Here is a 25,589-nt window from a genome sequence, read left to right on the forward strand (position 1 = left end):
CTCAGCCGACCTTGCGCGCGGGTACGGCCTCGGCCGCGTAACGGCTGGCCTTGTGCGGCAGGCCGAGGTGATCGCGCAGCGTGGTGCCCGCCAGCGCACCCCGGTGATAGCCGCGTGCCTCCAGGATCGGCAGCACCAGGCCCACGAAATCATCCAGCCCCTCGCGCTGCGCGGAGAAGCCCAGGATGAAGCCGTCGCTGGCACCCGCCTCGAACCAGCGGATCAGTTCGTCTGCCACCTGCTCCGGCGTGCCGATGAAGTTCGGCCGCGGGCTGACCGCCTGCAGCGCCACCTGGCGCAGGGTGAGACCCTGCTCGTGCGCATCCTGCTTGATCTTGTCCGTGGTGGAGCGGAACGAATTGCTGCCGATGTCACCCAGCGCCGGGAACGGGGCATCGGGGTCGTATTGAGTGAAGTCATGATGGTCGAAGAAGCGTCCCAGGTAGGCCAGCGCATCATCGAGGGTGGCCAGCGCGGCAATCGCCTGGTACTTCGCTTCCGCCTCCTCGGCAGTGTGGCCGACGATCGGGCCGATACCGGGGAATATCTTCACGTCGGCAGCGCTGCGGCCGTGCGCAATCGCGGCGTTCTTCACTTTATGGGTGAACGTGCGTGTTTCCTCCAGCGAGGGCGCGTGGGTGAACACCGCATCGGCGTACTTGCCCGCCAGCGCGATGCCATCGTCGGAGGCACCGGCCTGGAAGATCACCGGCTGGCCCTGCGGCGAGCGCTGGATGTTGAGGGGCCCTTCGACCTGGAAGAACTTTCCCTTGTGGTCGAGGCGGCGGAATTTTTCCGGGTCGAAGAAGGTGCCGCTGTCGCGGTCGCGCACGAAGGAATCGTCGTCCCACGAATCCCATAGGCCCTGCACCACCTCCAGGTACTCGTCGGCGATCTGGTAGCGCAGCGCGTGCTCAGGATGCGCGCGGCCATAGTTGCGCCCGGAGCCCTCCAGTGGCGAGGTCACCACGTTCCAGCCGGCACGCCCGCCGCTGATCAGGTCCAGCGACGCGAACTGGCGCGCCACCGTGAATGGATCGCTATAGGACGTGGAGAGCGTGCCGGCCAGCCCGATCTTCGAAGTGGCCGCGGCCAACGCTGACAGCAGCGTGAGCGGCTCGAATCGGTTGAGGAAGTGCGGAATGGATTTTTCGTTGATGTACAGCCCATCGGCGACGAAGCCGAACGCGATGCCGTGGTTCTCGGCGGTGCGCACCACGTCGATGTAGAACGCCAGGTTGACGCTGGCATCGGCCACGTTGGACGGATGCTTCCAGGCATGCATGTGGCTGCCGGGCCCCTGCAGCATGATGCCGAAGGGAATGGGTCGCGGGGTCTTGCTCATGGCGGCGCTCCTGCGGGATCAGGCCACCGCCGCGCGGGGCGCGGGCGACAGCAGTTCAAGGGAGGTGAGGCGTGCATCGACATCGGCGACCGGCGCGTCGAGGATGAATTCGCCGACGCCGAAGCGCTGGTGCAGTTCGTCCAGCGCACGGCGCACCTGATGGCCATCGCCGGACAGCACGCTGGGGTGGGTTTCCTCGATGCGGTAGTCCATCACGCCGACCTGGCGCGCGTACTCGGCGGCGGCGTCGGCGCTGGGCAGGTTCACGGTCTGCCCGGGGCCCAGGTGCAGTTTGTAGATACGCAGCGCACCCAGCTGTGCGGCCGCGGCGTCGGCACTGCGCGCGGCGAAGGCCACCGTCGCCAGCAGCGGCGCCTGCGATGACACCTCGCGGTACGCATTGAACGCCGTTTCGATGCTGCGCGGATCGCCGTCGAAGTGGGCCGCGTACACGAACCCCCACCCCAACTCACCGGCCAGGCGCGCGCTCTGCGCGCTGGCACCCAGCAGGAACCGCGCCGGCGCGGTCTGCGGCACGGGGCGTGCCTGCACGCCCGCGTGCGGATGGTCCGCGGCCAGGCTGCCGGACAGGAAGCCTTCCAGATCGTGCAGCTGCTGCTCGAACGCCGCTGGCGGTGCGCGGCCGGCAGCGAGTGCCGCCGTCGATCCGGGCAGCCCGCCGGGCGCCTTGCCCACGCCAAGGTCCACCCGGCCCGGCGCCAGGCTGGCCAACAAATTGAAGGTTTCGGCCACCTTGTACGGTGCGTAGTGGCGCAGCATCACCCCGCCGGTACCGACCCGGATCCGCCGCGTCTGCGCCAACACCCACGCCGCCAGCACTTCCGGCGCCGGACTGGCCAGCTGCGGCGCAGCGTGGTGTTCGGCGAACCAGTAGCGGTGGTAACCCAGGTGCTCGGCATGCAGCGCCAGCCGCAGGCTGTCGCGCAGTGCCTGCTCGGCGCTACCGCCTTCACGTACCGGGCTCTTGTCGAGCACGCTGATCAGATAGCTCATCGCATCGTCCTCTCAAGGATGGGCCACGGGAATGCCGAGCAGCCCGTTGAGCGCGGCCAGGATCGGCTCGGCCCCGGACACCACCTGGCGCTCGTCGTACGTGCCGGTGGCATGCGCGGACTGCACGCCCTGCGGCAGCACCAGTTTTGGCAGTGACTGGTCCTGCTCGCCGATCTCGGCGATCACCTCGCGCCGCGGCCGTGCGAAGCCGATGCGACGCACATCCAGTTGGGTATCCAGTCCGTCGATGCTCGACAGCGCCCCCTCGAGCAGCAGGCTGTGCCGGCAGAAGAAGCGCTGCCCGGGCAGCTGGCCATCTTCGAATTCACGATCCAGCAGGAACAGGATCGGCTTGTGGGTGGGGTGTGCAGACACGAAACGCTCCTCGATCTGGCCGGCACCGCGGCGCCGTTGGACTATCGATGCTAGAGAAGGACCGGCGCGGGGCTGCGCCGCAATTCGACAATCGGCGGTCGGATCCGGCCACGCAAATGCGCGTTGGCCATAACCAGACTGCCGCTGGTTATGGCCGTGCCTACGCGATGCGCCGCAGTACCAGCGGGGGTGCCGCCTGCAAGTGGCGGGCCGCCCGTTCCGCCGCCAGCGCGATGCGCGCCTGCAGCGCGACGCTGCGTATTTCCATCTCCTCGAAATCGGCGGGCGTGGCATACACCCCGATCGGCAGCGTGTGCGCCTGCAGGAAGCTGAACAACGGCCGCAACTGGTGGTCGATGACCAGCGCGTGGCGCTCGCTGCCGCCGGTGGCGGCCAGCAGCACCGGCGTATCCACCAGCGCGTCCAACCCGATGAAGTCGACCAGGTGCTTGAAAAGACCGGGGTAAGAACCGCGATACACCGGTGCGGCGGCGATCAGCAGGTCGGCCGATTCGATCCGGCTCAACGCCTGCTCGATGCGCGGCTCCACTTCGTCGCGGGTCAGCGCCTGGCCAAGCGAGCGTGCTATCGGGGCCAGTTCGATCAGCTGCACGTCCATGTGCAACCGAAGCCGAAGCTGGGTGAGGAGGTGCTGCACCAGCAGCAGCGTGCGCGAGGTGGCCGAGGAGGTCGGCGAACCGACCAGGGCAACGACGTTCAAGGCGGTGGACATGCAGCTCTCCCTCAGAAGCGATAGTGGACGCGGCCGTACCAGAACGCGCCGATGGTGCTCAGCACGTCGCCGGTGTCCCAGGTGGTTTCGATGCTGGCCACGTCGGTGGCGCTGCGCGCGTACTCGGGCACCTTGCGGGTGCGCTCGTCGAACAGGTTGTTGATGCCCAGCGTCGCGCTCCAGCCCGCGCCGAGTTCCACCCCGCCCGACAGGTGGGTGACCAGCACCGGCGGCTGCCGGTACTCGACGCCGTTGTTGAGCCGCTTGATCGGGCCGTAGTAGGTGAAATCGAGGTTGGAGCGCCAGCGCCCCTGCTGCCAGCCCAGCCCCGCCACCTGCGTATACGACGGCGTGCGGAAGCGCAGCGCGTACTCACTCGACTTCGTCAGCAGGTTGATGTTGGGCAGGCCCTGCAGTACCACCGGAATGTCGCGCACCTTCTGGATCGTGGTGCGCCCCACGTTGGCTGCGTAGCTCCAGCGCAACTTGCCCCAGTTCGTTTCCTGGTTCGCTTCCAGGGTCAGTTCCACCCCGCGCGTGCGGGTGTCGCCTACGTTGGTGAAGTAGCTCGCGTAGAACGCATCGCCCGGCAGGATGCTGATGCCGGCGCTGGCCAGCAGCGTATCGATGGTGTTTACCTGCGCGGGCGTGAGCACCGTGCCGCTGTTGTCGGTGATGCGGTTGGGGTCCTGCGCGTTGTAGCCGATCTGGCTGGACTGCCCGAGCTGGCCACGGATGTCGATCTGGTACGCATCCACGGCCAGGTGCACCGTCGGGGTCGGATCCCAGGTCACGCCGAGGCTGTAGTTGTTGGCCTTTTCCGGCTGCAGCGGCGTGGCACCGAGTGCAACCGCGGCCGGCGAAGCAACCTGCGCCACCAGCGTCGTACCGCAGGGGCAGCTGCCGGTGGCCTGGTAGTACTGCGCGCCCAGGCTGGGGGCATGGAAGCCGTTGCTCACCGTGGCGCGCACGCCGAACCCATCAGTGAAATCAAAGCGCGTGGTGAGCCGCCCGGTCGATACACTGCCGAAGTCCGAGTGATCTTCCCAGCGCGCCGCCGCGTCCAGGTACCAGCGTGAGGTGACATTGGCGGCCGCACCGACATACACCGCCTTGCTGTTGCGGGTGGCCTGCACCGCATCGGCGGTGGAATAGCCGACGAACGCGGCCGCGCCGAAGCCGGTGTACGACTCCCACTGTCCTGCCCCGCGTTCGTACTTCTCGTGCTGATACTCGGCGCCGGCGCTTACCTGCAGCGGGGAGGCGAACGCGGCCACGTCGAAGCCCCGGCGCAGGTCCAGGTTGGCGATACGCTGCTGGTAGTCCAGCCGGCCCACGTAGAAGTCGGTGGGCGCGCCGGGGTAGATCAACGAGAAGTTGGCCGAGTCGCGCGTATAGGTGCGCACCGTGCTGCGGTTGGCGGTGAGGCTGGTGTCGTATTCCCATCCTGCCCAGCTGCCCTTCACCCCGGCGGTGCCGGTGGTCTGCTTTTCCTTGGTCTGCAGGATCGGCAGGAAGCCATCCGGCCAGACATTCAGCACCGTGGGCGCCTTGTAGGTGCCGAAGATCGTCGCCGGCAGGCGGAAGTTCTGGATGGCCTGCGCGGTGCGGTTGCTGGCGGTGGCGGTGGCATAGAACTGCGCGTCGTCGCCTAATCCGTGGCCGACGTTGGCGGCCAGCGCCTTGAGCGTGTACGACGGCGAACTCAAGATGGTGTTGGCTTCCGGATTGCGGGTCGCCTCGGCCGGGTTCTCGGTGGCATTCGGCGGCAGGCGGTTGTTCGGGCGCAGCGCCACCAGGTTGCCGTTCGCGTCGACTGCCGGGTAGCTCAGGTAGTCATCGACATAGCGGCGCGGGCGGATCGCGTGGTGCTGGCGGGTGTATTCGCCGGAGAGGTTCACGAAGCCGTCGGCGCCCCACGGCAGCCCGACATTCGCGCGCACGCTGGTGCGGGTGCCATCGCCGTCGATGCTCTGACCGCTTTCCACCGACACATCGCCGCCCTGCGCCTGCGACTTGAGGATCACGTTGATGACGCCGGTGATCGCATCGGAGCCGTACAGCGCGGACGCGCCGTCGCGAAGGACTTCGATATGGTCGACCGCCGCCACCGGGATCAGCGCCAGATCGGTCCAGGCATGCCCCGGAAAGCCGCCGCCGTTGGCCCCGCTGACGTAGGCGCTGGCATTGCGGCGTTTGCCATTGACCAGCACCAGCGTGTAACCCGGCGACAGGTTGCGCAGCTGGTAGCCGCGAATCAGGCTTTCCTGGTCGCTCTGGTAGCCGCCGATCTGGCTCAGCGACGGCAGGCTGCGCTGCAGCGCCTCCAGCAGGTTCGCCTGCCCGGTGTTGACCAGGTCCTCGGCCGAGATCACATCGATCGGCGTCGAGCTGTTCTTGACCGTGCGGTTGCTGGTGCGCGAACCGGTCACCACCACCGCATCCAGCGTGGAGGCAGCCGCCATCGACGAGGTCGCCACGGCGTCGGGCGGCGCGTCGGGACCGGCGGCCACGGCGGGGGCAGCAAGCACGAAGGCGATCATCACGGAGAGCGGACGCAGCAGCATGTCGGGACCTGATCGAGGACAGGCCCCCATTCAACAAACTGCGCTGACCGCGCAACAGCCACCAACGCGCCACGCACACCCCACATCCCGCCACCCACATGACGCGCAGTTATAAACTCAGTAGAGCCACGCCCTGCGTGGCTGCGCGGACCCGGCTAGCATCCTGACCATGGCCACCCACCCGCCCCCCACCATCGCCATCGTCGCCGCCCACGGCCAAGGCCTCTTCGAATTCGGCTGCGCGGTGGGCCTGTTCGCGCCCATCCGCCCGGAGCTGGACGTCCCCTGGTACACCACCCAGCTATGCGCGGCCGAACCCGGCGCATTACGCATGCTGGGCAGCACCCAGGTACAGCTCCCACACGGCCTGGAAGCACTCGACCACGCAGACACCATCATCGTCCCCGGCTGGCGCGACCCTGCCGAACGTCCGCCGCAGGACCTGTTGGATGCGCTGACGCGCGCCCACAAGCGCGGGGCGCGCATCGCCTCCATTTGCTCCGGTGCATTCGTGCTCGCCTGGGCAGGCCTGCTCGACGGCCGCAGCGCGACCACGCATTGGCGCCTGACGGAAACACTCGCGCGCGCCTTCCCCGCGATCACCGTGCGCGAGGATGTGCTTTACGTAGACGCCGGCAGCATCATCACCTCGGCGGGTTCGGCCACCGGCATGGACATGATGCTGCACCTGGTCCGCAAGGATTACGGCGCACACGTCGCCAATCGCGTCGCCGAGCGATTGGTACTCGCCCCCTGGCGCGACGCAGAGCGCAGCCAGCGCGTCGTGCGCTCGATTCCCAACGGCGAGCCGACGCGGCTGGCGCGCCTGATGGAATGGATGCGCCGCAACCTGCGCGAAGACCACTCGCTGCGCAGCCTCGCCGAACATGCGGCGCTCAGCCAGCGCACGCTGCAGCGTCAGTTCCTGGAAGCCACCGGCCTGTCACCGATCGACTGGCTGATCCGCGAGCGCGTGGCCTTCGCACGCGAACTGTTGGAGACCACCGAGCGTCCGCTGCACTGGGTGGCCGAACAGGCCGGCTTCGGCTCGCAGGAATCGTTCCGCCGGCATTTCCGTGGGCAGACCGAGCTCAGCCCGACCACCTATCGCGAACAACATCGCGGTAGCACCAACGCCTATGCGCTGACCGGATGCTGACGACGTCAGTGCTGCACGCGTTTGTTGCGCGTATGGATCATCCAACCCTGCGCAGCGACACCGATGAGGAACACGACGAAGCAGCCCAGCAGGGTCTGCAGCACCACCGGTGCCATCGGGGCAGGCGCCAGCGGATGCGAGACCGGAAGGCGGGTCAGCGACTCATTCACTGCGGGCACCAGACCCAGCAGGAAACTGAAGGAAAGCGCAAACGCGGAGAGGTACGGCCGGAGTCGCCCAAGGAAGCCGAGCCTGTTTACCAGCACCCCACCAAACGCCACCAGCAGCACCACGATGCCGAAGGCATGGCCAGGGTTGAGGCCGCCAGTGCTGGAGACGGTGAACGAGGTGGCCACCGCGAGGATCAGGCCGACCAGATACAGCTTGCCGGCGCCGGTGGCGGGATCGATCTTCCTGTAACGCACGAATCCGTAAAGACCCGCGATCACGGGAACGAGGCTGATGGCGGTGTGCACTACGCCGAGTATTGAGAGTGGGTGTGGCATTGGATGGATCCTCATTTGAACCTACTAGTAGGTAGGCTTGGCGGTCATGAAGAAGCCCGCGCAACGCGGGCTTACGAAAAACGATTCAACGCGGTGCAGTCACCCGGGCTACCGACAGCCGCGCAAGGGCCACGAACGTCTGCGCATCACCAAAGCCGCGCGCCGCCAGCATGGCCCCATGCACCGACGCCATGAAGGCCTTCGCCTCGTCCGACGCTGCGCCCTGCAGCTGGAACTGCCCCTGTGCGACGCCTTTCTCCAACGTGGCGGTCAACCAGCCACTGAGATCCTCGAAGTGCCCACGCACCTCGTCGGCAATCTCTGCCGGAATCATTGGCGACTCTGCCGCCAGCATGGCGCAGATGCAGAACGACGCCGTGCCACCGGTGATGCAGCTGGACCAGTAGTCGACATAGGCATTGAGTTCCTTCAGCGGGTCACCCAGCTGCCTGTCCAGCATCGCCAGGCCCTCGCGGGCTTCAGCGCGGTACAGCGCCACCACCGTGCGCACCAGCTCGGCTTTGCTCGGAAAGTGATGGTGGATGCTGGCCTTGCTGATGTTCACCCTGGCCGAGATATCGGCATAGCTGAAGCCGTTGTAGCCGCCTCGTTCAAGCAACGACCGGGCTTCCGCAACAATCTCGGCGGCCTTCGGCGAAAGGGCTTCAATCATGAGCATGTTCAAGAGCGACCTGGCGGCACAGTGCCAATATCACCATCCTACTAGTTGGTAGGCTCGCAGTCAACCTCACGGCCTGGCCTCAGTGCGAGGACACATACCCTGACCCCGGGAACGCGGGCGGCAGGCTGAAGCTCTGGCGCATGCGCCGCGCTTCACCGGCCGGGGTCAAACCGAAGAGGCGCTTGAACTCGCGATTGAACTGCGACGGGCTGGCGTAGCCAACCGCGTACCCGGCCGCCTCCGCACTTACGCCTTGGCGCACCATCAACAATCGCGCCTGGTGCAGGCGGGTGGACTTGAGGTATTGGATGGGCGTGGTGCGGGTAACAGCCTTGAAGTGAACGTGGAAGGTGGGCACGCTCATGCCCGCCTCGCCGGCCAGCTCCGCCAGGTCAAGCGGCAGCGCGTAGTCGGCGTGGATGCGGCGCAGCGCCCTGCCGATCCTGCCGAAGTGACCCCGCATCGCCAACGCGGCACGGAGAGTTGCCCCCTGTGGGCCGGACAACACACGGAAATACAGTTCACGTACCAGTCCCGGCCCAAGGATGGCCGCTTCCACCGGCTGCTGCATCGCTTCAAGAAAACGCAGCACCGTGGTCCGCAGCGCGGGATCCATCCGGCTGGACACCATGCTCTCCGGGGCCGGCTGATCGGCAACCCCTGCCGCATCCAGGGCGAGCGCCAACTCGGTGGCAAGTGCAAAGTCCAGGTGCAGGTAGATCGCCAGCAGCGGACGCTGCGGTGTGGCGTCGGTTTCCATGGTGAACGGTACCGGCACCGACACGGCGAGGTAATGCTGCTCGTCGTACAGGTACATCTGCCCGCCGAAATAGCCGCGCTTGACCCCCTGGCAGACGATGACGATACCCGGGTCGTACAGCACCGGCGTGCGCGCCAGCGGACGGTCCGAGCGCAGGACGCGTACCTGCGGCAGCGCGGTCAGGGTGTACCCCTCCGTGGGAGCGAGCGCCTCAAGCAGCTCCACCATCCGCCGCTGCTGCGCGTGGTCCTCATTGCCATGGTCGACGGTCACGGCGGCGTACTCATACGAATAGGCAAGATTTCACCAAGACTAGCCCTGCCCCGCGGTCGGCTCAATACCTATCGTGCTGGTTCACGCCCACTGGACCCCACCCATGACATCCCCCAAGCGCCTCCTCATCACCGGCGTCAGCAGCGGTTTCGGGCGTGCGCTCGCCCGCGAGGCACTCCTTGCCGGCCACAGCGTCGTCGGCACCGTACGCAGCCCACAGGCCCTGCACGATTTCGAACAGCTTCATCCCCACCATGCGACCGGGCGCATCCTGGATGTCACCGACTTCGACGCCATCGACGATGTGGTGGCGGACATCGAACAGAACCTCGGGCCTCTGGATGTGCTGGTCAACAACGCCGGCTACGGGCACGAGGGCATCCTGGAAGAATCATCCCTGGACGATATGCGCCGCCAGTTCGACGTGAACGTATTCGGCGCGGTCGCCATGATCAAGGCCACCCTTCCCTATATGCGTGCGCGCCGGCGCGGCCACATCCTCAACATCACCTCGATGGGCGGTTTCATCACGATGCCGGGCATTGCGTACTACTGCGGCAGCAAGTTCGCGCTGGAGGGTATCTCCGAAGCGTTGGGCAAGGAAGTGGAGCCGTTCGGGATCCACGTCACGGCGGTCGCACCGGGCTCGTTCCGCACCGACTGGGCCGGTCGTTCGATGTCGCGCGCGCCGCGTTCAATCGCCGACTACGATCTGTTGTTCGATCCCATCCGCAAGGCGCGGGAGGAGAAGAGCGGCCACCAGCTTGGCGATCCGGCCAAGGCCGCACGCGCGATGCTGGCCGTGATGGAAAGCGATGCGCCGCCCGCTCACCTGCTGTTGGGCAGCGATGCGTTGCAACTGGTGCGAAACAAGCTGGATACGATGGCGGTTGAAGCAACCGCCTGGGAAGCGCTCACGCGGTCGACGGACGGCTGAATCGGCGACGAAATGAACAAGGGCGCCTTTCGGCGCCCTTGTCGGCCAGCATCAGCGGGGCAGAGCCCCGCTCTACCGGGTGGGATTCACTCCCACTCGATCGTCGCCGGCGGCTTTCCCGAGATGTCGTAGACCACCCGCGAAACGCCACGCAGCTCATTGATGATCCGGTTGCTCACCGTGCCCAGGAAGTCATACGGCAGGTGCGCCCAGTGCGCGGTCATGAAGTCGATGGTTTCCACCGCGCGCAGCGCGATCACCCACTCGTACGCACGTGCGTCGCCTACCACGCCCACCGACTTCACCGGCAGGAACACCGCGAAGGCCTGGCTGGTCTTGTCGTACAGGTCGGCCTTGCGCAGTTCGTCGATGAAGATCGCGTCGGCCTTGGCCAGCAGTTCGGCGTATTCGCGCTTCACTTCGCCGAGGATGCGCACGCCCAGGCCCGGGCCCGGGAACGGGTGGCGGTAGACCATGCTGCGCGGCAGGCCGAGCTCGACGCCGAGGCGGCGCACTTCATCCTTGAACAGTTCGCGCAGCGGCTCGACCAGGCCCAGCTTCATGTGCTCGGGCAGGCCGCCGACGTTGTGGTGGCTCTTGATCACGTGGGCCTTGCCGGTCTTGCTGCCGGCCGACTCGATCACGTCGGGGTAGATGGTGCCCTGCGCCAGCCACTTGGCGTTCTTCAGCTTGTTGGACTCTTCGTCGAAGATGTCCACGAACAGGTTGCCGATGATCTTGCGCTTGGCTTCCGGGTCGCTCACGCCTTCCAGCTTGCTGAAGTAGCGGTCCGCGGCATTCACGCGGATGACCTTGACGCCCATGTGCTCGGCGAACATCGCCATCACCTGGTCGCCTTCCTGCCAGCGCAGCAGGCCGGTGTCGACGAACACGCAGGTCAGCTTGTCGCCGATCGCCTTGTGCAGTAGCGCGGCAACCACCGACGAATCCACGCCACCGGACAGGCCCAGGATCACTTCGTCATCGCCCACCAGCTCGCGCACGCGGGCGATCTGGTCGTCGATGATGTTGGCGGCGGTCCACAGGGTCTGGCAGCCGCACACGTCCACCACGAAGCGGCGCAGCAGCGCCTGGCCCTGCAGGGTGTGGGTCACTTCCGGGTGGAACTGCACGCCGTACCAGCGCTTCTCTTCGTTGGCCATCGCGGCAACGGGAATGCGGTCGGTGGTGGCGGTGATGGTGAAGCCCGGCGGCGCCACGGACACGTGGTCACCGTGACTCATCCAGACATTCAAGCGCGGCTCGCCGCCGTGGTCGCTCAGGCCCTTGAACAGCGCGTCGGGGTGAACCACGTTGACTTCGGCATGGCCGAATTCGCGCTGGTCGGCGGCTTCGGTGGCACCACCGAGCTGCGCGGCCAGGGTCTGCATGCCGTAGCAGATGCCGAACACCGGCAGGCCGCTGTCGAACACTTCCTGCGGCGCGGCGGGCGCGCCCGGCAGCGTGGTCGATTCGGGGCCGCCGGACAGGATGATGCCCTTGGCGCCGAACGCCGCGATCTCGGCCGGGTTGTGGTCCCACGCCCAGATTTCGCAGTACACGCCGAGCTCGCGGATGCGGCGCGCGATCAGCTGGGTGTACTGCGCGCCGAAATCGAGGATGAGGATCTTGTCGTTATGGATGTTGGTCATGGCGCCCGGGCGATGCTGGAATGAAAACGAAAATCGGGAAAACGAAACCGGCGGCAGATAGAGAAAGAGGAACGGGAATCAGCTTCCTCGTTCCTCTTTGCTCATGCCGCATCAGGCGCGGTAGTTCGGCGGCTCTTTGGTGATCTGCACGTCATGGACGTGGCTCTCACGCTGGCCGGCGCCGCTGATCTTGACGAACTTCGGCTTGCTGCGCATGTCTTCGATGGTGCCGCAGCCCACGTAGCCCATGGTGGCGCGCAGGCCGCCCATCAGCTGGTGGATGATGCCGCCGACCGGGCCGCGATACGGCACGCGGCCTTCGATGCCTTCGGGCACCAGCTTGTCGGCGCTGGAGGCGTCCTGGAAGTAGCGGTCCTTGGACCCCTTCTCCATCGCCGCCAGCGAGCCCATGCCACGGTAGCTCTTGTAGGAGCGGCCCTGGAACAGCTCGGTTTCACCGGGCGATTCCTCGGTACCGGCCAGCAGGCCGCCGATCATGATGGTGGACGCACCGGCGGCGAGCGCCTTGCCGATGTCACCCGAGTAGCGGATGCCACCGTCGGCGATCAGCGGGATGCGGTCCTGCAGCGCCTCGGCGACGAGGTCGATGGCGGTGATCTGCGGCACGCCGACACCGGCGACCACACGGGTGGTGCAGATCGAGCCCGGGCCGATGCCGACCTTGACCGCGTCCGCGCCGCTGTCCAGCAGCGCCAGTGCGGCTTCGCCGGTGCAGATGTTGCCACCCACGACCTGCACCTGCGGGAAGTGCTTCTTGACCCAGCTGACGCGGTCCAGCACGCCCTGCGAGTGGCCATGCGCGGTGTCGACCACCAGCACGTCCACGCCGGCAGCGACCAGCGCTTCGACGCGGCGATCGGTGTCGCCACCAACGCCCACCGCGGCACCGACCAGCAGGCGGGTCGAGATGTCCTTGGCGGCGTTCGGGTAATCGGTGTTCTTCTGGATGTCCTTCACGGTGATCAGGCCACGCAGGGCGAAATCATCGTTGACCACCAGGATCTTCTCGATGCGGTTGCGGTGCAGCAGCTGCAGCACCTCGTCCGATGCGGCGCCTTCCTTGACCGTGATCAGGCGATCCTTCTTGGTCATGATGTGGCGGACCGGATCGTCCAGCTCGGTTTCGAAGCGCATGTCACGGTGGGTGACGATGCCGACCAGCTGGCCACCGCCGTCCACCACCGGCACGCCGGAGATGTTGCGCGCCTGGGTCAGTGCCAGCACGTCGCGGATGGTGGTTTCCGGGCCGACCGTGATCGGGTCGCGGATGACGCCGGCCTCGAACTTCTTGACCTTGGCCACTTCGGCGGCCTGCTGGTCCACGCTCAGGTTCTTGTGGATGATGCCCATGCCGCCGAGCTGGGCCATGGCGATGGCCAGGCGTGCTTCGGTGACGGTATCCATGGCAGCCGACAGGATCGGAAGCTTCAGCCGCAGGTCGCGCGTCAGGCGCGTTTCCAGGGTGACATCCTTGGGCAGGATGATGGAATGGGCGGGGACGAGCGAGACGTCGTCGTAAGTCAGTGCTTCAGCCTGGATGCGCAGCATCGGCATACCCGAGATGTGGGGAAGCGCGACATTTTACCCTGATTCCGGCCCGATGGGCAGGGGGCAGATGCGACGCTGTGTCACGCCGGCGCGCCGCGTTCATGCGGCGGTTCGGCGGTCAGAACGCTTCCGCGGCCTCGATCGTGTTCTGCATCAGCGTGGCCACGGTCATCGGCCCTACCCCGCCCGGCACCGGGGTGATCCAGCTGGCGCGTTCGGCGGCGGCCTCGAAGCCCACGTCGCCGACCAGGCGGCCGTCGTCCAGGCGGTTGATGCCCACGTCGATGACCACGGCGCCGGGCTTGACCCATTCGCCCGGCACGATACCGGGGCGGCCCACGGCCACCACCAGGATGTCGGCATTGCGCACCGACTGCTCCAGCACGTCCTTGGGGGTGAACTTGTGGCAGCTGGTGACGGTGCAGCCGGCAATCAGCAGTTCCAGGCCCATCGGCCGGCCCACATGGTTGCTGACCCCGACGATGGTGGCGTTGCGGCCGCGCACCGGCTGGTCGGTATGCCCCAGCAGCGTGGTGATGCCGCGCGGGGTGCACGGGCGCAGGCCGAATTCACGCAGGGCCAGATGGCCCACGTTCTCCGGGTGGAAGCCGTCCACGTCCTTGCGCGGGTCGATGCGATGAATAAGCCGGCTGGCGTCCGGGATGCCGGGCAGCGGCAGCTGCACCAGAATGCCGTGGATCTTCGGATCGGCGTTGAGCTGGTCGATCAGGTCCAGCAGCTGGGCCTCGTTGGTCCCGGCCGGCAGGTCGTAGTCGAAGGCTTCGATGCCCACCTTCTCGGCGGCGCGGCGCTTGTTGCGCACGTAAACGGTCGAGGCCGGGTCGCCCCCCACCAGCACCACGGCCAACCCCGGTCGGCTGCCACCGGCGGCCAGGCGGGCATCAACGCGAACCTTCAGGCTGTCCAGCAGGTCTTCGGCGATGCGGCGTCCGTCCAGGATGCGGGCGGATTGGGGGGCGGTCGAATCGTTCATCGAATGGGGGCGTGGGGGGCGTCGGGGACGGTATTGTCCCCGATTAACGGCCCCGAATGCACCCGGAGTACAGCCCCCTGAGTCAGGGGGCGGCCGCAAAACGGGGTGCGGCGAATGGCGTCGCCGGGCAGAGCCCGGCGCTACGCTAAGGGCGCGCGTTCGCGCGTCATTCTTCTTCGGGCACTTCGTCGGCGTTGAGGGTGCGTGCCTTGCGCTTGGGGGCGGTGAACGGGGTTGGCGTGGGTACGCCGGGCAGCGCGGTGCCGAACACCATGTGCGCGCCGGCACGCAGGTCGCCGCCGGCCATTTCCAGCTCGAAGCGCTCGGCATCGCGCTCGCGGATCTGTTCGGCGATATCGCGCGCATCGTCTTCGTCAGCGCCCAGCTCGACCAGGGCGGCCTGGCCGAACAGCAGCGCCGACTCGAACGTCTCGCGGATCTGGTAATCCACGCCCGCGTGGATCAGCCGCAGCGAATGCTCGCGGTCGAACGAGCGCACCAGCAGCTTGGCCTGCGGGAATTCATGCGCGACCAGTTCGACGATGCGGTCGGCATCCTGCGCGTTGTTCACGCAGACCGCGATCGCCCGCGCGGTAGCCGCGCCGGAGGCGTGCAGCACATCCAGCCGCGTGCCGTCGCCGTAGTAGATCTTGAACCCGAAGCGTTCGGCGTTGTGGATCATGTCCACGTCGTTGTCGATGATGGTTACGTCCACGTCGCGCGCCAGCAGCGACTGGCTGGCGACCTGGCCAAACCGGCCGAAGCCGATCAACAGCACGCTGCCGGACATGCCCTCGGCGGTGTCCACGCCTTCCAGCGAGACTTCGCGTGCCGGCATCAGTTTGTCGTGCAGCAGCACGAACAGCGGGGTGAGCGCCATCGACAACACCACGATCGCCGTCAGATTGGCGTTGACCTCCACGCCGATCACACCGGCGGTGGCCGCAGCCGAGAACAGCACGAAGGCGAACTCGCCGCCCTGCGCCATCACCACACCGCGATCCAGCGCCTGGCGATGGTCGCTGCCCAGGATGCGCGCGACGGTGTAGATGCACACCGCCTTGGCCAGCATCAGTGCGAACACGCCGGAGACGATCAGCGGCCAGTTGTTGGCGACCACGGTCAGGTCCAGCGCCATGCCCACGCTGAGGAAGAACAGCCCCAGCAGGATGCCGCGGAACGGTTCGATGTCCGCTTCGATCTGATGCCGGAAGGTGGACTCGCTGAGCAGCACGCCGGCCAGGAATGCGCCCATCGCCATCGACAGCCCGCCCAGCTGCATCAGCAGCGCCGCGCCCAATACCACCAGCAATGCGGCGGCGGTCATCACTTCGCGCGCCTTCGCGGCGGCCAGGATGCGGAACAACGGGTTGAGCAGGAACCGCCCGACCAGCACCAGGCCGATGATCGCACCGGCGGCGATGCCAATGCTCACCCAGCGCGAGCTGGCATCCGCGTCGGCATGGACGGGCGCCATGAAGGCCACCACGGCCAGCAGTGGCACGATCAGCAGGTCTTCGAACAGCAGGATGGACACGATCTTCTGGCCCGACGGCAACGCGATGTCGCCCCGCTCGGCCAGCAACTGCATCACCACCGCAGTGGAGGTCAGCACGAATCCGGCGGCGCCGATGAAGGCCACCGGTAGCGGAAACCCGAACAACATGCACACGCCGGTCAACACGGCCCCACAGACCACGATCTGCAGCGTGCCCAGCCCGAAGATCTCGTTGCGCAGGCCCCACAGATGCGAGGGCCGCATTTCCAGGCCGATGACGAACAGGAACATGACCACGCCCAGCTCGGCCACGTGCAGGATGGCCTGCGGATTGGAGAACCAGGCGAACCCGAACGGACCAATCGCCAGGCCGGCCGCGAAGTAGCCCAGCACCGAGCCCAGTCCCAGCCGCCGGAACAACGGCACCATCACCACGGCCGCACCCAGCAGCGCTACCCCTTTCGCCAGATCACTGGCCCCTGCTTCCACCGCCATGCGGTCTGTTCCTTGCAACTCGAATCAGCCCTCACGATAGGGCAAGTTGATGCAGGGAAATAGCACGGAGGGTGCGGATGTTCGTGCCGCCAATGGAACGACCGGCGATTAAACCACCACATCATTCCATGCGCGCGTAGAGCCGGGCTCTGCCCGGCTACTCGATCACCCCTGGCTGCAGAACGCCGCGTAGTCGATATACCCGGGGAACGCGCTTCCAGGCGCACACAGCGGGCAGGTCGGATCGGGCCGGAGCCGGATCTCGCGGAAGCGCGTGCCCAGCGCGTCGAAGGTCAGCAGGCGCCCCACCAGCGGCTCGCCGATGCCCAGCAGCAGCTTCAGTGCTTCAGTGGCCTGCAACAGGCCGACCATGCCGGGCAGCACACCCAGCACGCCTGCCTCGGCGCAGTTGGGGGCGAACTCCGGCGGCGGCGGCTCGGGGAACAGGCAGCGGTAGCAGGGCGCATGTCCGCGCTGCCGGCCGGCGTCGAACACGCTCACCTGGCCGGTGAAGCGCTCCACCGCGCCGTACACCAACGGGATGCCGTGCTGGAGGCAGGCATCGTTGAGCAGGTAGCGGAGCGGGAAGTTGTCCGAGCCGTCCAGCACCACGTCCACGCCCTCCAGCAGCGCGTCGATGTTGGACGAGGTCACCCGCGCCTGCACCGCGTCCACGTCGAGGCGCGGATTGAGCGCCAACAGGCGCTCCCGGGCGGAGTGCACCTTGGGCGTCCCCACACTGGCATCGGTGTGCAGGATCTGGCGGTGCAGGTTGCTGCGGTCCACCACATCGTCGTCGACGATGCGCAGGTGCCCTACCCCGGCGGCGGCCAGGTAGAACGCCGCCGGTGAACCCAGGCCGCCGGCGCCGAGCAGGAGCACACGTGCGTTGAGAAGCCGCTGTTGACCGGCAACACCCACCTGCGGCAGCAGCAGGTGGCGCGAGTAGCGTTCGTTGAAGTCGCGCTCGTCGTCGCTCTGGATCGGCCGGACCAGCGGGAGCCCGGTGCTGCGCCAGGCGGTGGTGCCGCCCTGGACGGAGGCGATGTGGGTGTAGCCGAGGTCGATGAGCGCAAGCGCTGCCTGCATGGAGCGCTTGCCGCTTTGGCAGATCAGGATGAGCTCGCGGTCCGGCGACGGTACGTGCGCGGCCGGGTCTGCCTGGAGGTCGCCTTTCGCGATGCCGAGGGCACCCTCGGCCATGCCGGTTGCGCGCTCGTGCGCTTCGCGCACATCAATGAGCAACGCGCCGTGGGTAAGGCGCTGGCGGGCCTGTTCCGGGGTGATTTCGGGGATGGCGGTCATGGCCGCATTATCGCGCAGCCGGCAGCCACCCATGGGGTGGCTCTACGCTGGGGATCGTTGCCGTGCAGCCACGCAGGGCGTGGCTCTACGTTGCCGACCCGCATTGCGGGGCGGCGCCGTTTTTCAGCGGCCCTTTACGTGCTTGATCAGGCGCTTCTTCTTGGCGATCTGGCGGTCGGTCAGCACGTTCTTCTTGCCTTCGTACGGGTTGGCACCCTCACGGAAGATGAACTGCACCGGCGTGCCCACCAGCTTGAAGCGCTTGCGGAAGAAGTTCTCCAGGTAGCGCTTGTACGACTCCGGCAGATCCTTCAGGCGCGTACCGTGCACGATGAAGGTCGGCGGATTGGAGCCGCCCGGATGCACGTAACGCAGCTTGGAGACATGCCCGCGGATCGCCGGCGGCGGGTTGGTCTCATAGGCCACTTCCAGCGCCTTGTTGACTTCGCTGGTGCTGAACTCGTGCGTCGCCGAGGCATGCGCCGCGTGAACCGCACGGAACAGCTCGCGCAGGCCCGAGCCATGCTTGGCCGAGATGCGCACCACTTCGGCCCACGGCACGAAGCCCAGCTTGCGCGCCACCAGCGCCTCGGCCTGTTCGCGCTGGTAGTCGGTCAACCCGTCCCACTTGTTGATCGCCACGACCAATGCGCGGCCGGCATCCAGCACCGCACCCAGCACGCTGGCGTCCTGGTCGGTCACGCCTTCGCCGGCGTCCAGCATCAGCACCGCCACCTGGCACTGCTCGATGGCCTGCAGGGTCTTGATGACGCTGAACTTCTCGACCACCTCTTCCACCCTGCCCTTGCGGCGCAGACCGGCGGTGTCGATCAGGCGGTATTCGCGCCCGTCACGCTCCAGGTCCACCGCGATCGAGTCGCGGGTGGTGCCGGGCACTTCGGAGGCGATCATCCGCTCCTCGCCAAGGATGCGGTTGACCAGCGTCGACTTGCCCACGTTGGGGCGGCCGACGAAGGCAATGCGCATCCGGTTCGGATCGTTATCCATCTCCTCGGCGCTGCCCTCTTCAGGCAGGCGCTGCACCACTTCCTCGAGCAGGTCGTCCAGACCCTGACGATGCGCGGCGGACATGGTGAGCGTTTCGCTGAAGCCGTAGCGGGCGAACTCCGCAAGCACGGTGTCTTCGTGCGTGCCGTCGATCTTGTTGATCAGCAGCAGCGTCGGCCGCGACAGCTTGCGCAGCCAGGCCAGGATCTCGTCATCCAGCGCGGACGTGCCATCACGGGCATCGACCACGAACACGATGAGGTCGGCTTCGCCAGCGGCAGCGCGGGCCTGGTCGGCGGTAGCGCCGGCCAGACCTTCCTCATCCTCCGAGATACCGCCCGTGTCGACGACGAGGAAAGGGTTGTCCTCGTCAAGACGGCAAACACCATAGTTGCGGTCCCGGGTGACGCCGGGCTGGTCATGGACCAGGGCGTCACGGGTACGGGTCAGCGCATTGAAAATGGTGGACTTGCCGACATTCGGCCGTCCAACCAGGGCGACCAAGGGCAGCATCGCGGTAACTCCTTATTGTGCCAACCGGAATGCGGTCAGCTTTCCATCAACGTTCTGCACCAGCAGAATCCCATCGGCGACCACCGGCTGCGCCAGCAGGGCGTCGCCGCCACTCTTGGCGCGCGCGGCCAGTTCACCATTATCCGTCCGCAGCCAGTGGAGGTATCCCTTGTAGTCACCGACTACAACGTAATCCCCCTGGATGGCCGGACCGGTCAGCGAGCGCCGGGCCAGGCCGGTCTGCGACCACATGGCGGTGCCGCTGGCCTTGTCCAGGCCGAACACGCCGCCCTTGTTATCGGTCACGAACACATTGCCCGAGGTCAGGGCCAGGCCACCGCCGCCGCCATGATCGCGCGCCCACAGCGGACGGCCGGTCGGGCCCTCGATCGCCATGGTCTGGCTCTTGAAGCTGCTCACGAACAGGGTGTTGCCTTCCAGCACCGGCGCGCCGTCGATGTCGGACATGCGCTCCAGCTCGGTGCGGCCTTCGCCGTTGGCGACCATCTGGTCCCAGATGGTGCGGCCGTCCTGCATGGCCAGCGCGGCCACGCTGCCGTCATCGTTGCCGATGAACAGCACGCCCGGGCCCACCACCACCGGCGCGTTGCCGCGCACGGTCAGCGCGGGAAGCTCACGCGGGTTGAACCACTTCTGGGTGCCGTTGCTCGCATCGAAGGCGGTCACCCGGCCGTCGTTGCTGCGCACGAACACGATGCCCTGACCCACAGCCGGCGCACTGATCACTTCGCCGGGCACCTTGGCCCGCCACTTCTCGGAACCGTCGTTGGCATCCAGGGCAATGACCTGGCCGTCGAGCGTGCCGATCACCACCAGGCCTTCGCCAACGCCCGGGCCGCCGGACAGGCGCAGCTTGTCCTGCTTCTTGACCTTGGCCGGCTGGTAGGTCCAGATCGTCTTGCCGGTCTGCAGATCCAGCGCATGCACGCCGCCGTAGATCGCCGCCGCGTAGACGCGGCCATCAGCAACCACCGGGCCCTGGCGCACGCCGATGCGGCCTTCGCCCTTGCCGACGTTGGCGCTCCAGATCCGGTCGACCTTGGCGGTCGGCTCGAACTTCACCAGCTCGGCCGGCTCCTGCGCCTTCTTGGCTTCCGCGTCCTTGCCGGCGAACCAGCCCTTCACGGTGGTGCAGCCGGACAACGCCACGCCCATCAGGACGAGGGTGGCTACGCGCTTGATCATGACCATCTGGTTCATTACACCGACTCCGCAGGATCGGTGACGGTGCCACCGGCATCCATCACTTTGGTTTCCAGCAGGCGCCGCTGCGGCGCTGCCACGTCCAGCGTCTTGAGCGCCTTCTCATACTGCCCGCGGGCTTCATCACGCTTGCCCGCCGCCATCAACGCGTCGCCATGGATTTCCAGGCTGGCACTGTCGCTGGCGCTGCCGAGCTGCTTGATCGCCTCATCGGTCTTGCCGGTGGCGATCAGCAGGCGCGCGATGCGCTGGTCGATCGCCGGCTTGAATTCGGGGTCGGCCTTGATCGCGCGCAGGGTCGCCAGCGCGTCTTCGTTCTTGCCCGCGTCCACCTGGGCCTTGGCCAGCTGCAGCGAGGCCAGATCGGCGTAGATGCTCGCCTTGCCGCCTTCCAGGGCCTTCACGCCCTTGGCCGCCTCGTCCAGTTTCTTGTCCTGGAGGTGCTTGAGCACGGTCTGGTACTGGGCGTTGGCGCCGGTCAGATCGTTGCCCTGCTCCTTCTGCCACCACTGCCAGCCGGCAATGCCGCCGATGGCAATCGCCACGCCGGCGATGATGCTCACACCATTGTTCCGCAGCCAGCTGCGGACGCGTTCACTTTGTTCGTGCTCGTCGAGCAGGTCGTCGATCGCCATGCGTACTCTCGCCCCTGCCTGTCAGGAGGGACTGTTTGAATTGAATTGGGAAACGCGGCTCAGTGTGAAACCGGAGCCACGGAGCCGTCAGAGGATACCGTAAAGCGTGCCACGTTGGCTCGCTGGTACGGCGAAAGGTCGACGATAGTGCCGGCCTGCTGAACCTCCACCGCAGACGCATTGCCCAGCGTCATCCGGCCGACCTGGCCCGGAGTAAACCTGCGCGTCTCGCCGGATGTGATCAGCGCCTTCTCGACGGTGCTGCCATCGGGGGCGGCGATGTCCACCCAGCTGTCGCCCTTGAACTGAAGTTCCAGCGCCCCGGTTGGCGCAGACACAGCGGAGGCGGTACGCGGCACCGGGGTCAGCGAGGCCAGGTACGGCGCCGACGGCGCGGCAGGCGCCGCCGCGGGTGCGGCAGCAGGCGCGTTCGTGGAGGCCGGTTCGGCAGAGCCGACCACCGGGACCGCTGCCGGAATCACATCCAGCGAGGCGGTGCTGGGACCGCTGGACGCGCTGTCGAAATGGCCGCGGGTGGCAAACCAGACCGGCACCGCCAGCACGGCGGTGATCCCGACGTACAACACGCGGCGCCCCAGGCTCTCGGCGATGCGGCGCGCACGCGGGGTATGGGTATGGCTGACCAGCTGCGGCGGCACCACCGGCCCGATCCGGGACTGCTCCAGCACATCGCCCAGGTCGACCTTGAGCAGACGCGCATAACTGCGCAGCTGGCCGCGGACGAACACGGGCGCACCGAGGCGCTCCCATTGCTCGGCCTCCAGCGACTTCACCACCTGCACCGGCATGCGCAACTGCTGCCCTACCGTCTCGAGCGTCAGTCCTGCCGCTTCCCGCGCCTCACGGAGGCGTGCCCCGCATCCGGCGGCAGTATCAAAAGCATTCACAGTCTGGTCATCAATCACAATGCTTCAACCCCGGGAATTAGGAGCCGCATCCTGCGGAAATTCGTCGCGAATTCGCTGCAGATAGCGACCGGATGCCACTGTGTCACCTAACTGCGCCTCGATTTGAGAGGCAAGTTGTAACACGGAACGTGTTGCCGGTGCAGCCGCAAGACGCCGCTGCACGAAGGCCCTGGCCTCGAAAAAGCGGCCCTGGGCGAACTCGTTGCGGGCCAGCGACTCGAGCGCGTAGGCATTGGTCGGGTCCAGAGACAGCGCCTTGCGCAGGTCCCGCGCGGCCCGCTCGGGCTGGTTGGCCTCGAGCGCGCAGCCGCCTGCGTTGGCCAGCGCTGCGGCCGGGGTGGCATAGCCCGGCGTCGCCAGTGCCCGGTCGAACCAGGCCAATGCCTCGCTGGCACGGCCATGCGTGCACAGCCAGGCGCCATAGTTGTTGAGGACTTCACCACTGTTGGGGGCCAGCTCGGCCGCCTTCAGGTACAGGGTGCCCGCCTCGGCGTCGGCGCCCCGTTGGCTGGCCAGCGTGGCCAGCATCATGTAGGCATCGGGACGATTGGCGTCGAGCTTGAGCGCCGAACGTGCCCGCTTTTCGGCAACGTCCATCGCACCGGCGCGGTACGCCTCGGCCGACAGGGTCACCTGGTCCTGGTAACTCACCCGACGCCGGGTATCGGCGTTGTCGCGGGCCACATACTCGGGCGCAACACCCAAGGGTGCGCTGATGGGTTTGACGCCTTTGTTGCCACACCCGGCCAATGCCAGCGCGACGAAAACAACGGCTGGCAATCGGAGGTCAGGCAGCGGCATCCCGGCTTTTCCCATCCTGGAGTGTCTTGTTGAACTCGGCCTGGCGGCGCGTGCGATCCATGACCTGGCCCTTGAGCTGGCCACAGGCGGCATCGATGTCGTCGCCACGCGTGCGGCGCACCATGGTCAGCACCTGCGCATCCAGCAGGATCTTCTGGAACGCCCGGATCTCGGTGTCCCCCGAACGCTCGTAGCGGGTGCCCGGGAACGGATTGAAGGGAATCAGGTTGACCTTGCCCGCGTGCGAGGTCTGCACGGCGTTGTCGAACTGGCGCATCAGCCGCGCCAACTGACGGGCATGCTCGGGCTGGTCGTTGATGCCCTTCATCAGGGTGTATTCAAAGGTGACCGATTCGCGGCGCTTGTTGGCGCGCAGGTAGCGTGCGCACGAGGCCATCAGCTCCACGATCGGGTACTTCTTGTTGAGCGGCACCAGCGTCTCGCGCAGCGCGTCGTTCGGCGCGTGCAGCGACACCGCCAGCGACACGTCGCTCTCGGCGGACAACCGGTCAATCTGCGGCACCAGGCCGGAGGTGGACAGGGTCACGCGCTTGTTCGCCAGGCCGTAGCCCAGGTCGTCGCGCATCACGCTCATGGCGCGCACGACGTTCTCGAAATTCATCAACGGCTCGCCCATGCCCATCATCACCACGTTGGTGAGGCGACGCTGCTTGTGCGGGATGTTGCCCAGGTGGCGCGCGGCAACCCACACCTGGCCGATGATCTCGGCGGTGGAGAGGTTGCGGTTGAAGCCCTGGGTGGCGGTCGAACAGAACGTGCAGTTCAGCGCGCAGCCGACCTGCGAGGACACGCACAGCGTGCCGCGGTTCTTGTCCGGGATGTAGACCGCTTCGATTGCGTTCTTGCCATCGGTGCCCATGGCCAGCAGCCACTTGTGGGTGCCGTCGGCCGAAGGCTTGTCGAACACGATGTTGGGAACGCGGACCTCGGCATGCTGCTGCAGCTTGGCGCGCAGCGCCTTGCCCAGGTCGGTCATCTGGTCGAAATCGGTCACGTAGTGGTGGTGGATCCACTTCATCACCTGGTGGGCACGGTAGCGCGCTTCGCCGAGTTTCTCGGCGAAGAAGCGCTCCAAACCCTCGCGATCGAGGTCGAGCAGGTTCTGCTTGGCCACCGGCGCGCCCTGATCGAGCACGACGGGGATGGCGGTTGTCTGTACGACCTCGTTCACGGCATTACTCTCAGCGCGAGACCACTTCGGTCGCGGCGAAGAAGTACGCGATTTCAATCGCGGCATTCTCGACCGAGTCCGAGCCGTGGGCGGCATTGGCATCGATGGATTCGGCGAAGTCGGCGCGGATGGTACCCGCGGCAGCTTCCTTCGGATTGGTTGCACCCAGCAGGTCGCGGTGGGCCAGGACGGCGTTGTCGCCTTCCAGCGCCTGGATCATCACCGGGCCGGAGATCATGAACTCGACCAGCGCGTTGAAGAACGGACGCTCGCGGTGCACGGCGTAGAAGCCCTCGGCTTCGCGGCGCGACAGCTGCTTGTACTTCGCAGCCACGACCTTCAGGCCAGCCTTCTCGAAGCGGGCGTAGATTTCACCGATGACGTTCTTGGCGACGGCGTCCGGCTTGATGATGGAAAGGGTGCGCTCCAGCGCCATGGGAAATTCTCCGTTGGGCGGGCCACTGATCGGCCCGAGAGTAACATGAAAAAAACCCGCGTCAAAACGCGGGCTTAGCCTATATACGTGGCGTAATTCTACAACCTCTGGCGTCGCCGTGCCACGCCCGGGTTGATGAACGATCCCCCTCCCCTGCTGCGCCGCAGCATGCCAACCCACCCGGCCGGGTCTAATATCAAACAATCGTTTGATTGAACCCTGTCCCGCCCATGGCCAAGCCCGCTCACTTCTCCACCAAGGACCGCATTCTCGGCGCCGCCGAGGAGCTGTTCGCCCAGCACGGGTTCGCCGGCACCTCGCTGCGCCAGGTGACCAGCCAGGCCGATGTGAACATCGCGGCGGTGAACTACCACTTCGGCTCCAAGGAAAACCTGGTCAATGAGGTGTTCCGCCGGCGCATGGACGAGATGACCGCCGCCCGCCTCGCCCAGCTGGAGGCGGCCCGCCGCGAGCACCCCGGCCAGCTGCGTCCGGTATTGGCCGCATTCGTCGAACCGGCCCTGGCCATGGCCCAGGACCGCCAGAGCGGCGGCGCCTTCGTGCGGGTGATCGCCCGGGCCTACGCGGAAAAGAACGACAACCTGCGCAAGTTCCTCTCCGACCACTACGGCCACGTGCTGCGCGAATTCGGCAAGGCCATTGCCGCCTGCGTGCCCGGGCTGAGCAAGGAAGAGCTGTATTGGCGCCTGGACTTCCTGGCCGGCTCGCTGACCTATGCGATGGCCGACTTCGGCCTGATCAAGCGACCCGCCGGTGTCACCGAAGCGGCGCATCGTGCCCATGCCGCCCACGAACTGATCCATTTCGTCGAAGCCGGGTTCCGCGCCAGCGCGGCCCCCACGCCCACGGCGACGGCTTCCCTTTCCACCCCGTAACGCCGGAATTTTTCCACCCGTAGAGCCGGGCTCTGCCCGGCCGGTTCAACCCGAAGAGCCGGACTCTGCCCGGCTGCCAGACCAACAAAGG

General features: G+C 66.7%; 23 protein-coding genes. 3 read left to right on the forward strand and 20 right to left on the reverse strand.

Annotated elements, in window-relative coordinates; genetic code table 11:
- Position 1: 1 nt before the first annotated feature.
- The 5 genes from ACOZHM_RS12210 to ACOZHM_RS12230 form a co-directional block, all read right to left on the reverse strand.
- Positions 2-1,345: an LLM class flavin-dependent oxidoreductase gene (locus ACOZHM_RS12210; RefSeq protein ID WP_421569574.1), complete on the reverse strand. Its 1,344-nt coding sequence runs from the start codon at positions 1,343-1,345 to the stop codon at positions 2-4.
- An 18-nt stretch (positions 1,346-1,363) separates the two neighbouring features.
- Complete coding sequence (locus ACOZHM_RS12215) at positions 1,364-2,359, reverse strand: MsnO8 family LLM class oxidoreductase (protein WP_421569576.1); 996 nt, start codon at positions 2,357-2,359, stop codon at positions 1,364-1,366.
- A 12-nt stretch (positions 2,360-2,371) separates the two neighbouring features.
- Positions 2,372-2,734, reverse strand: coding sequence for a DUF3088 family protein (locus ACOZHM_RS12220; RefSeq protein ID WP_421569578.1), 363 nt, complete (start codon positions 2,732-2,734; stop codon positions 2,372-2,374).
- A 160-nt stretch (positions 2,735-2,894) separates the two neighbouring features.
- Positions 2,895-3,467: an FMN reductase gene (gene msuE, locus ACOZHM_RS12225; protein WP_421569580.1), complete on the reverse strand. Its 573-nt coding sequence runs from the start codon at positions 3,465-3,467 to the stop codon at positions 2,895-2,897.
- A gap of 11 nt (positions 3,468-3,478) precedes the next feature.
- Positions 3,479-6,034 (reverse strand): TonB-dependent receptor plug domain-containing protein, encoded by a 2,556-nt coding sequence (locus ACOZHM_RS12230; protein ID WP_421569582.1) that lies wholly within the window; start codon positions 6,032-6,034, stop codon positions 3,479-3,481.
- A 169-nt stretch (positions 6,035-6,203) separates the two neighbouring features.
- Between ACOZHM_RS12230 and ftrA the strand changes: the two genes are divergently transcribed.
- Positions 6,204-7,193 carry a transcriptional regulator FtrA gene (gene ftrA, locus ACOZHM_RS12235; protein ID WP_421569584.1) on the forward strand — a complete coding sequence of 330 codons (990 nt, stop codon included), beginning with the start codon at positions 6,204-6,206 and terminating at the stop codon, positions 7,191-7,193.
- Between the two features lie 5 nt (positions 7,194-7,198).
- Here ftrA and ACOZHM_RS12240 read toward each other — a convergent pair whose 3' ends face one another.
- The 3 genes from ACOZHM_RS12240 to ACOZHM_RS12250 all read right to left on the reverse strand — a co-directional run bounded on the left by ACOZHM_RS12240 (position 7,199) and on the right by ACOZHM_RS12250 (position 9,414).
- Positions 7,199-7,699 (reverse strand): hypothetical protein, encoded by a 501-nt coding sequence (locus ACOZHM_RS12240; RefSeq protein WP_421569586.1) that lies wholly within the window; start codon positions 7,697-7,699, stop codon positions 7,199-7,201.
- An 85-nt stretch (positions 7,700-7,784) separates the two neighbouring features.
- Entirely contained in the window at positions 7,785-8,372 is a 588-nt protein-coding gene (locus ACOZHM_RS12245; RefSeq protein ID WP_421569588.1) for a TetR/AcrR family transcriptional regulator, read from the reverse strand.
- Positions 8,373-8,460: 88 nt separating this feature from the next.
- Complete coding sequence (locus ACOZHM_RS12250; RefSeq protein WP_421569590.1) at positions 8,461-9,414, reverse strand: AraC family transcriptional regulator; 954 nt, start codon at positions 9,412-9,414, stop codon at positions 8,461-8,463.
- A 73-nt stretch (positions 9,415-9,487) separates the two neighbouring features.
- On the opposite strand from ACOZHM_RS12250, the gene ACOZHM_RS12255 reads away from it, so the two are divergent.
- Positions 9,488-10,351: an oxidoreductase gene (locus tag ACOZHM_RS12255; protein ID WP_421569592.1), complete on the forward strand. Its 864-nt coding sequence runs from the start codon at positions 9,488-9,490 to the stop codon at positions 10,349-10,351.
- 86 nt (positions 10,352-10,437) lie between these two features.
- On the opposite strand, the gene guaA is transcribed toward ACOZHM_RS12255, so the two are convergent.
- From guaA to ndk, 12 genes are all read right to left on the reverse strand, one after another.
- A complete protein-coding gene (guaA, locus tag ACOZHM_RS12260) occupies positions 10,438-12,003 on the reverse strand; it encodes a glutamine-hydrolyzing GMP synthase (protein ID WP_421569594.1) in 1,566 nt (521 codons plus the stop codon).
- 111 nt (positions 12,004-12,114) lie between these two features.
- Positions 12,115-13,572: an IMP dehydrogenase gene (guaB, locus tag ACOZHM_RS12265; protein WP_421569633.1), complete on the reverse strand. Its 1,458-nt coding sequence runs from the start codon at positions 13,570-13,572 to the stop codon at positions 12,115-12,117.
- 118 nt (positions 13,573-13,690) lie between these two features.
- Positions 13,691-14,566, reverse strand: coding sequence for a bifunctional methylenetetrahydrofolate dehydrogenase/methenyltetrahydrofolate cyclohydrolase FolD (folD, locus tag ACOZHM_RS12270; RefSeq protein ID WP_421569596.1), 876 nt, complete (start codon positions 14,564-14,566; stop codon positions 13,691-13,693).
- Positions 14,567-14,732: 166 nt separating this feature from the next.
- Positions 14,733-16,559 (reverse strand): monovalent cation:proton antiporter-2 (CPA2) family protein, encoded by a 1,827-nt coding sequence (locus tag ACOZHM_RS12275; RefSeq protein ID WP_421569598.1) that lies wholly within the window; start codon positions 16,557-16,559, stop codon positions 14,733-14,735.
- A gap of 165 nt (positions 16,560-16,724) precedes the next feature.
- Positions 16,725-17,864, reverse strand: a complete 1,140-nt coding sequence (gene moeB, locus ACOZHM_RS12280) for a molybdopterin-synthase adenylyltransferase MoeB (RefSeq protein WP_421569600.1) — start codon at positions 17,862-17,864, stop codon at positions 16,725-16,727.
- A gap of 123 nt (positions 17,865-17,987) precedes the next feature.
- Positions 17,988-19,385, reverse strand: a complete 1,398-nt coding sequence (gene der, locus ACOZHM_RS12285) for a ribosome biogenesis GTPase Der (protein ID WP_421569602.1) — start codon at positions 19,383-19,385, stop codon at positions 17,988-17,990.
- A gap of 12 nt (positions 19,386-19,397) precedes the next feature.
- Entirely contained in the window at positions 19,398-20,606 is a 1,209-nt protein-coding gene (gene bamB, locus ACOZHM_RS12290) for an outer membrane protein assembly factor BamB (RefSeq protein WP_421569604.1), read from the reverse strand.
- A complete protein-coding gene (locus ACOZHM_RS12295) occupies positions 20,606-21,244 on the reverse strand; it encodes a YfgM family protein (protein WP_421569606.1) in 639 nt (212 codons plus the stop codon). The genes bamB and ACOZHM_RS12295 overlap by 1 nt, the downstream gene beginning before the upstream one ends.
- Before the next feature lie 59 nt (positions 21,245-21,303).
- Complete coding sequence (locus tag ACOZHM_RS12300) at positions 21,304-22,170, reverse strand: helix-turn-helix domain-containing protein (protein ID WP_421569608.1); 867 nt, start codon at positions 22,168-22,170, stop codon at positions 21,304-21,306.
- Positions 22,171-22,176: 6 nt separating this feature from the next.
- The gene (gene pilW, locus ACOZHM_RS12305; protein WP_421569610.1) at positions 22,177-22,974 is read right to left on the reverse strand and encodes a type IV pilus biogenesis/stability protein PilW; all 798 of its coding nucleotides are present in this window, start codon (positions 22,972-22,974) and stop codon (positions 22,177-22,179) included.
- Positions 22,961-24,166 (reverse strand): 23S rRNA (adenine(2503)-C(2))-methyltransferase RlmN, encoded by a 1,206-nt coding sequence (rlmN, locus tag ACOZHM_RS12310; protein WP_421569611.1) that lies wholly within the window; start codon positions 24,164-24,166, stop codon positions 22,961-22,963. Before rlmN ends, pilW begins: the two co-directional genes overlap by 14 nt.
- Before the next feature lie 10 nt (positions 24,167-24,176).
- A complete protein-coding gene (ndk, locus tag ACOZHM_RS12315; protein WP_038688788.1) occupies positions 24,177-24,602 on the reverse strand; it encodes a nucleoside-diphosphate kinase in 426 nt (141 codons plus the stop codon).
- 230 nt (positions 24,603-24,832) lie between these two features.
- Between ndk and ACOZHM_RS12320 the strand changes: the two genes are divergently transcribed.
- Positions 24,833-25,498 carry a TetR/AcrR family transcriptional regulator gene (locus tag ACOZHM_RS12320; RefSeq protein WP_421569612.1) on the forward strand — a complete coding sequence of 222 codons (666 nt, stop codon included), beginning with the start codon at positions 24,833-24,835 and terminating at the stop codon, positions 25,496-25,498.
- Positions 25,499-25,589 lie beyond the last annotated feature (91 nt).

The organism is Stenotrophomonas sp. PD6, from assembly GCF_049199305.1.
Taxonomy (GTDB): Bacteria; Pseudomonadota; Gammaproteobacteria; order Xanthomonadales; family Xanthomonadaceae; genus Stenotrophomonas.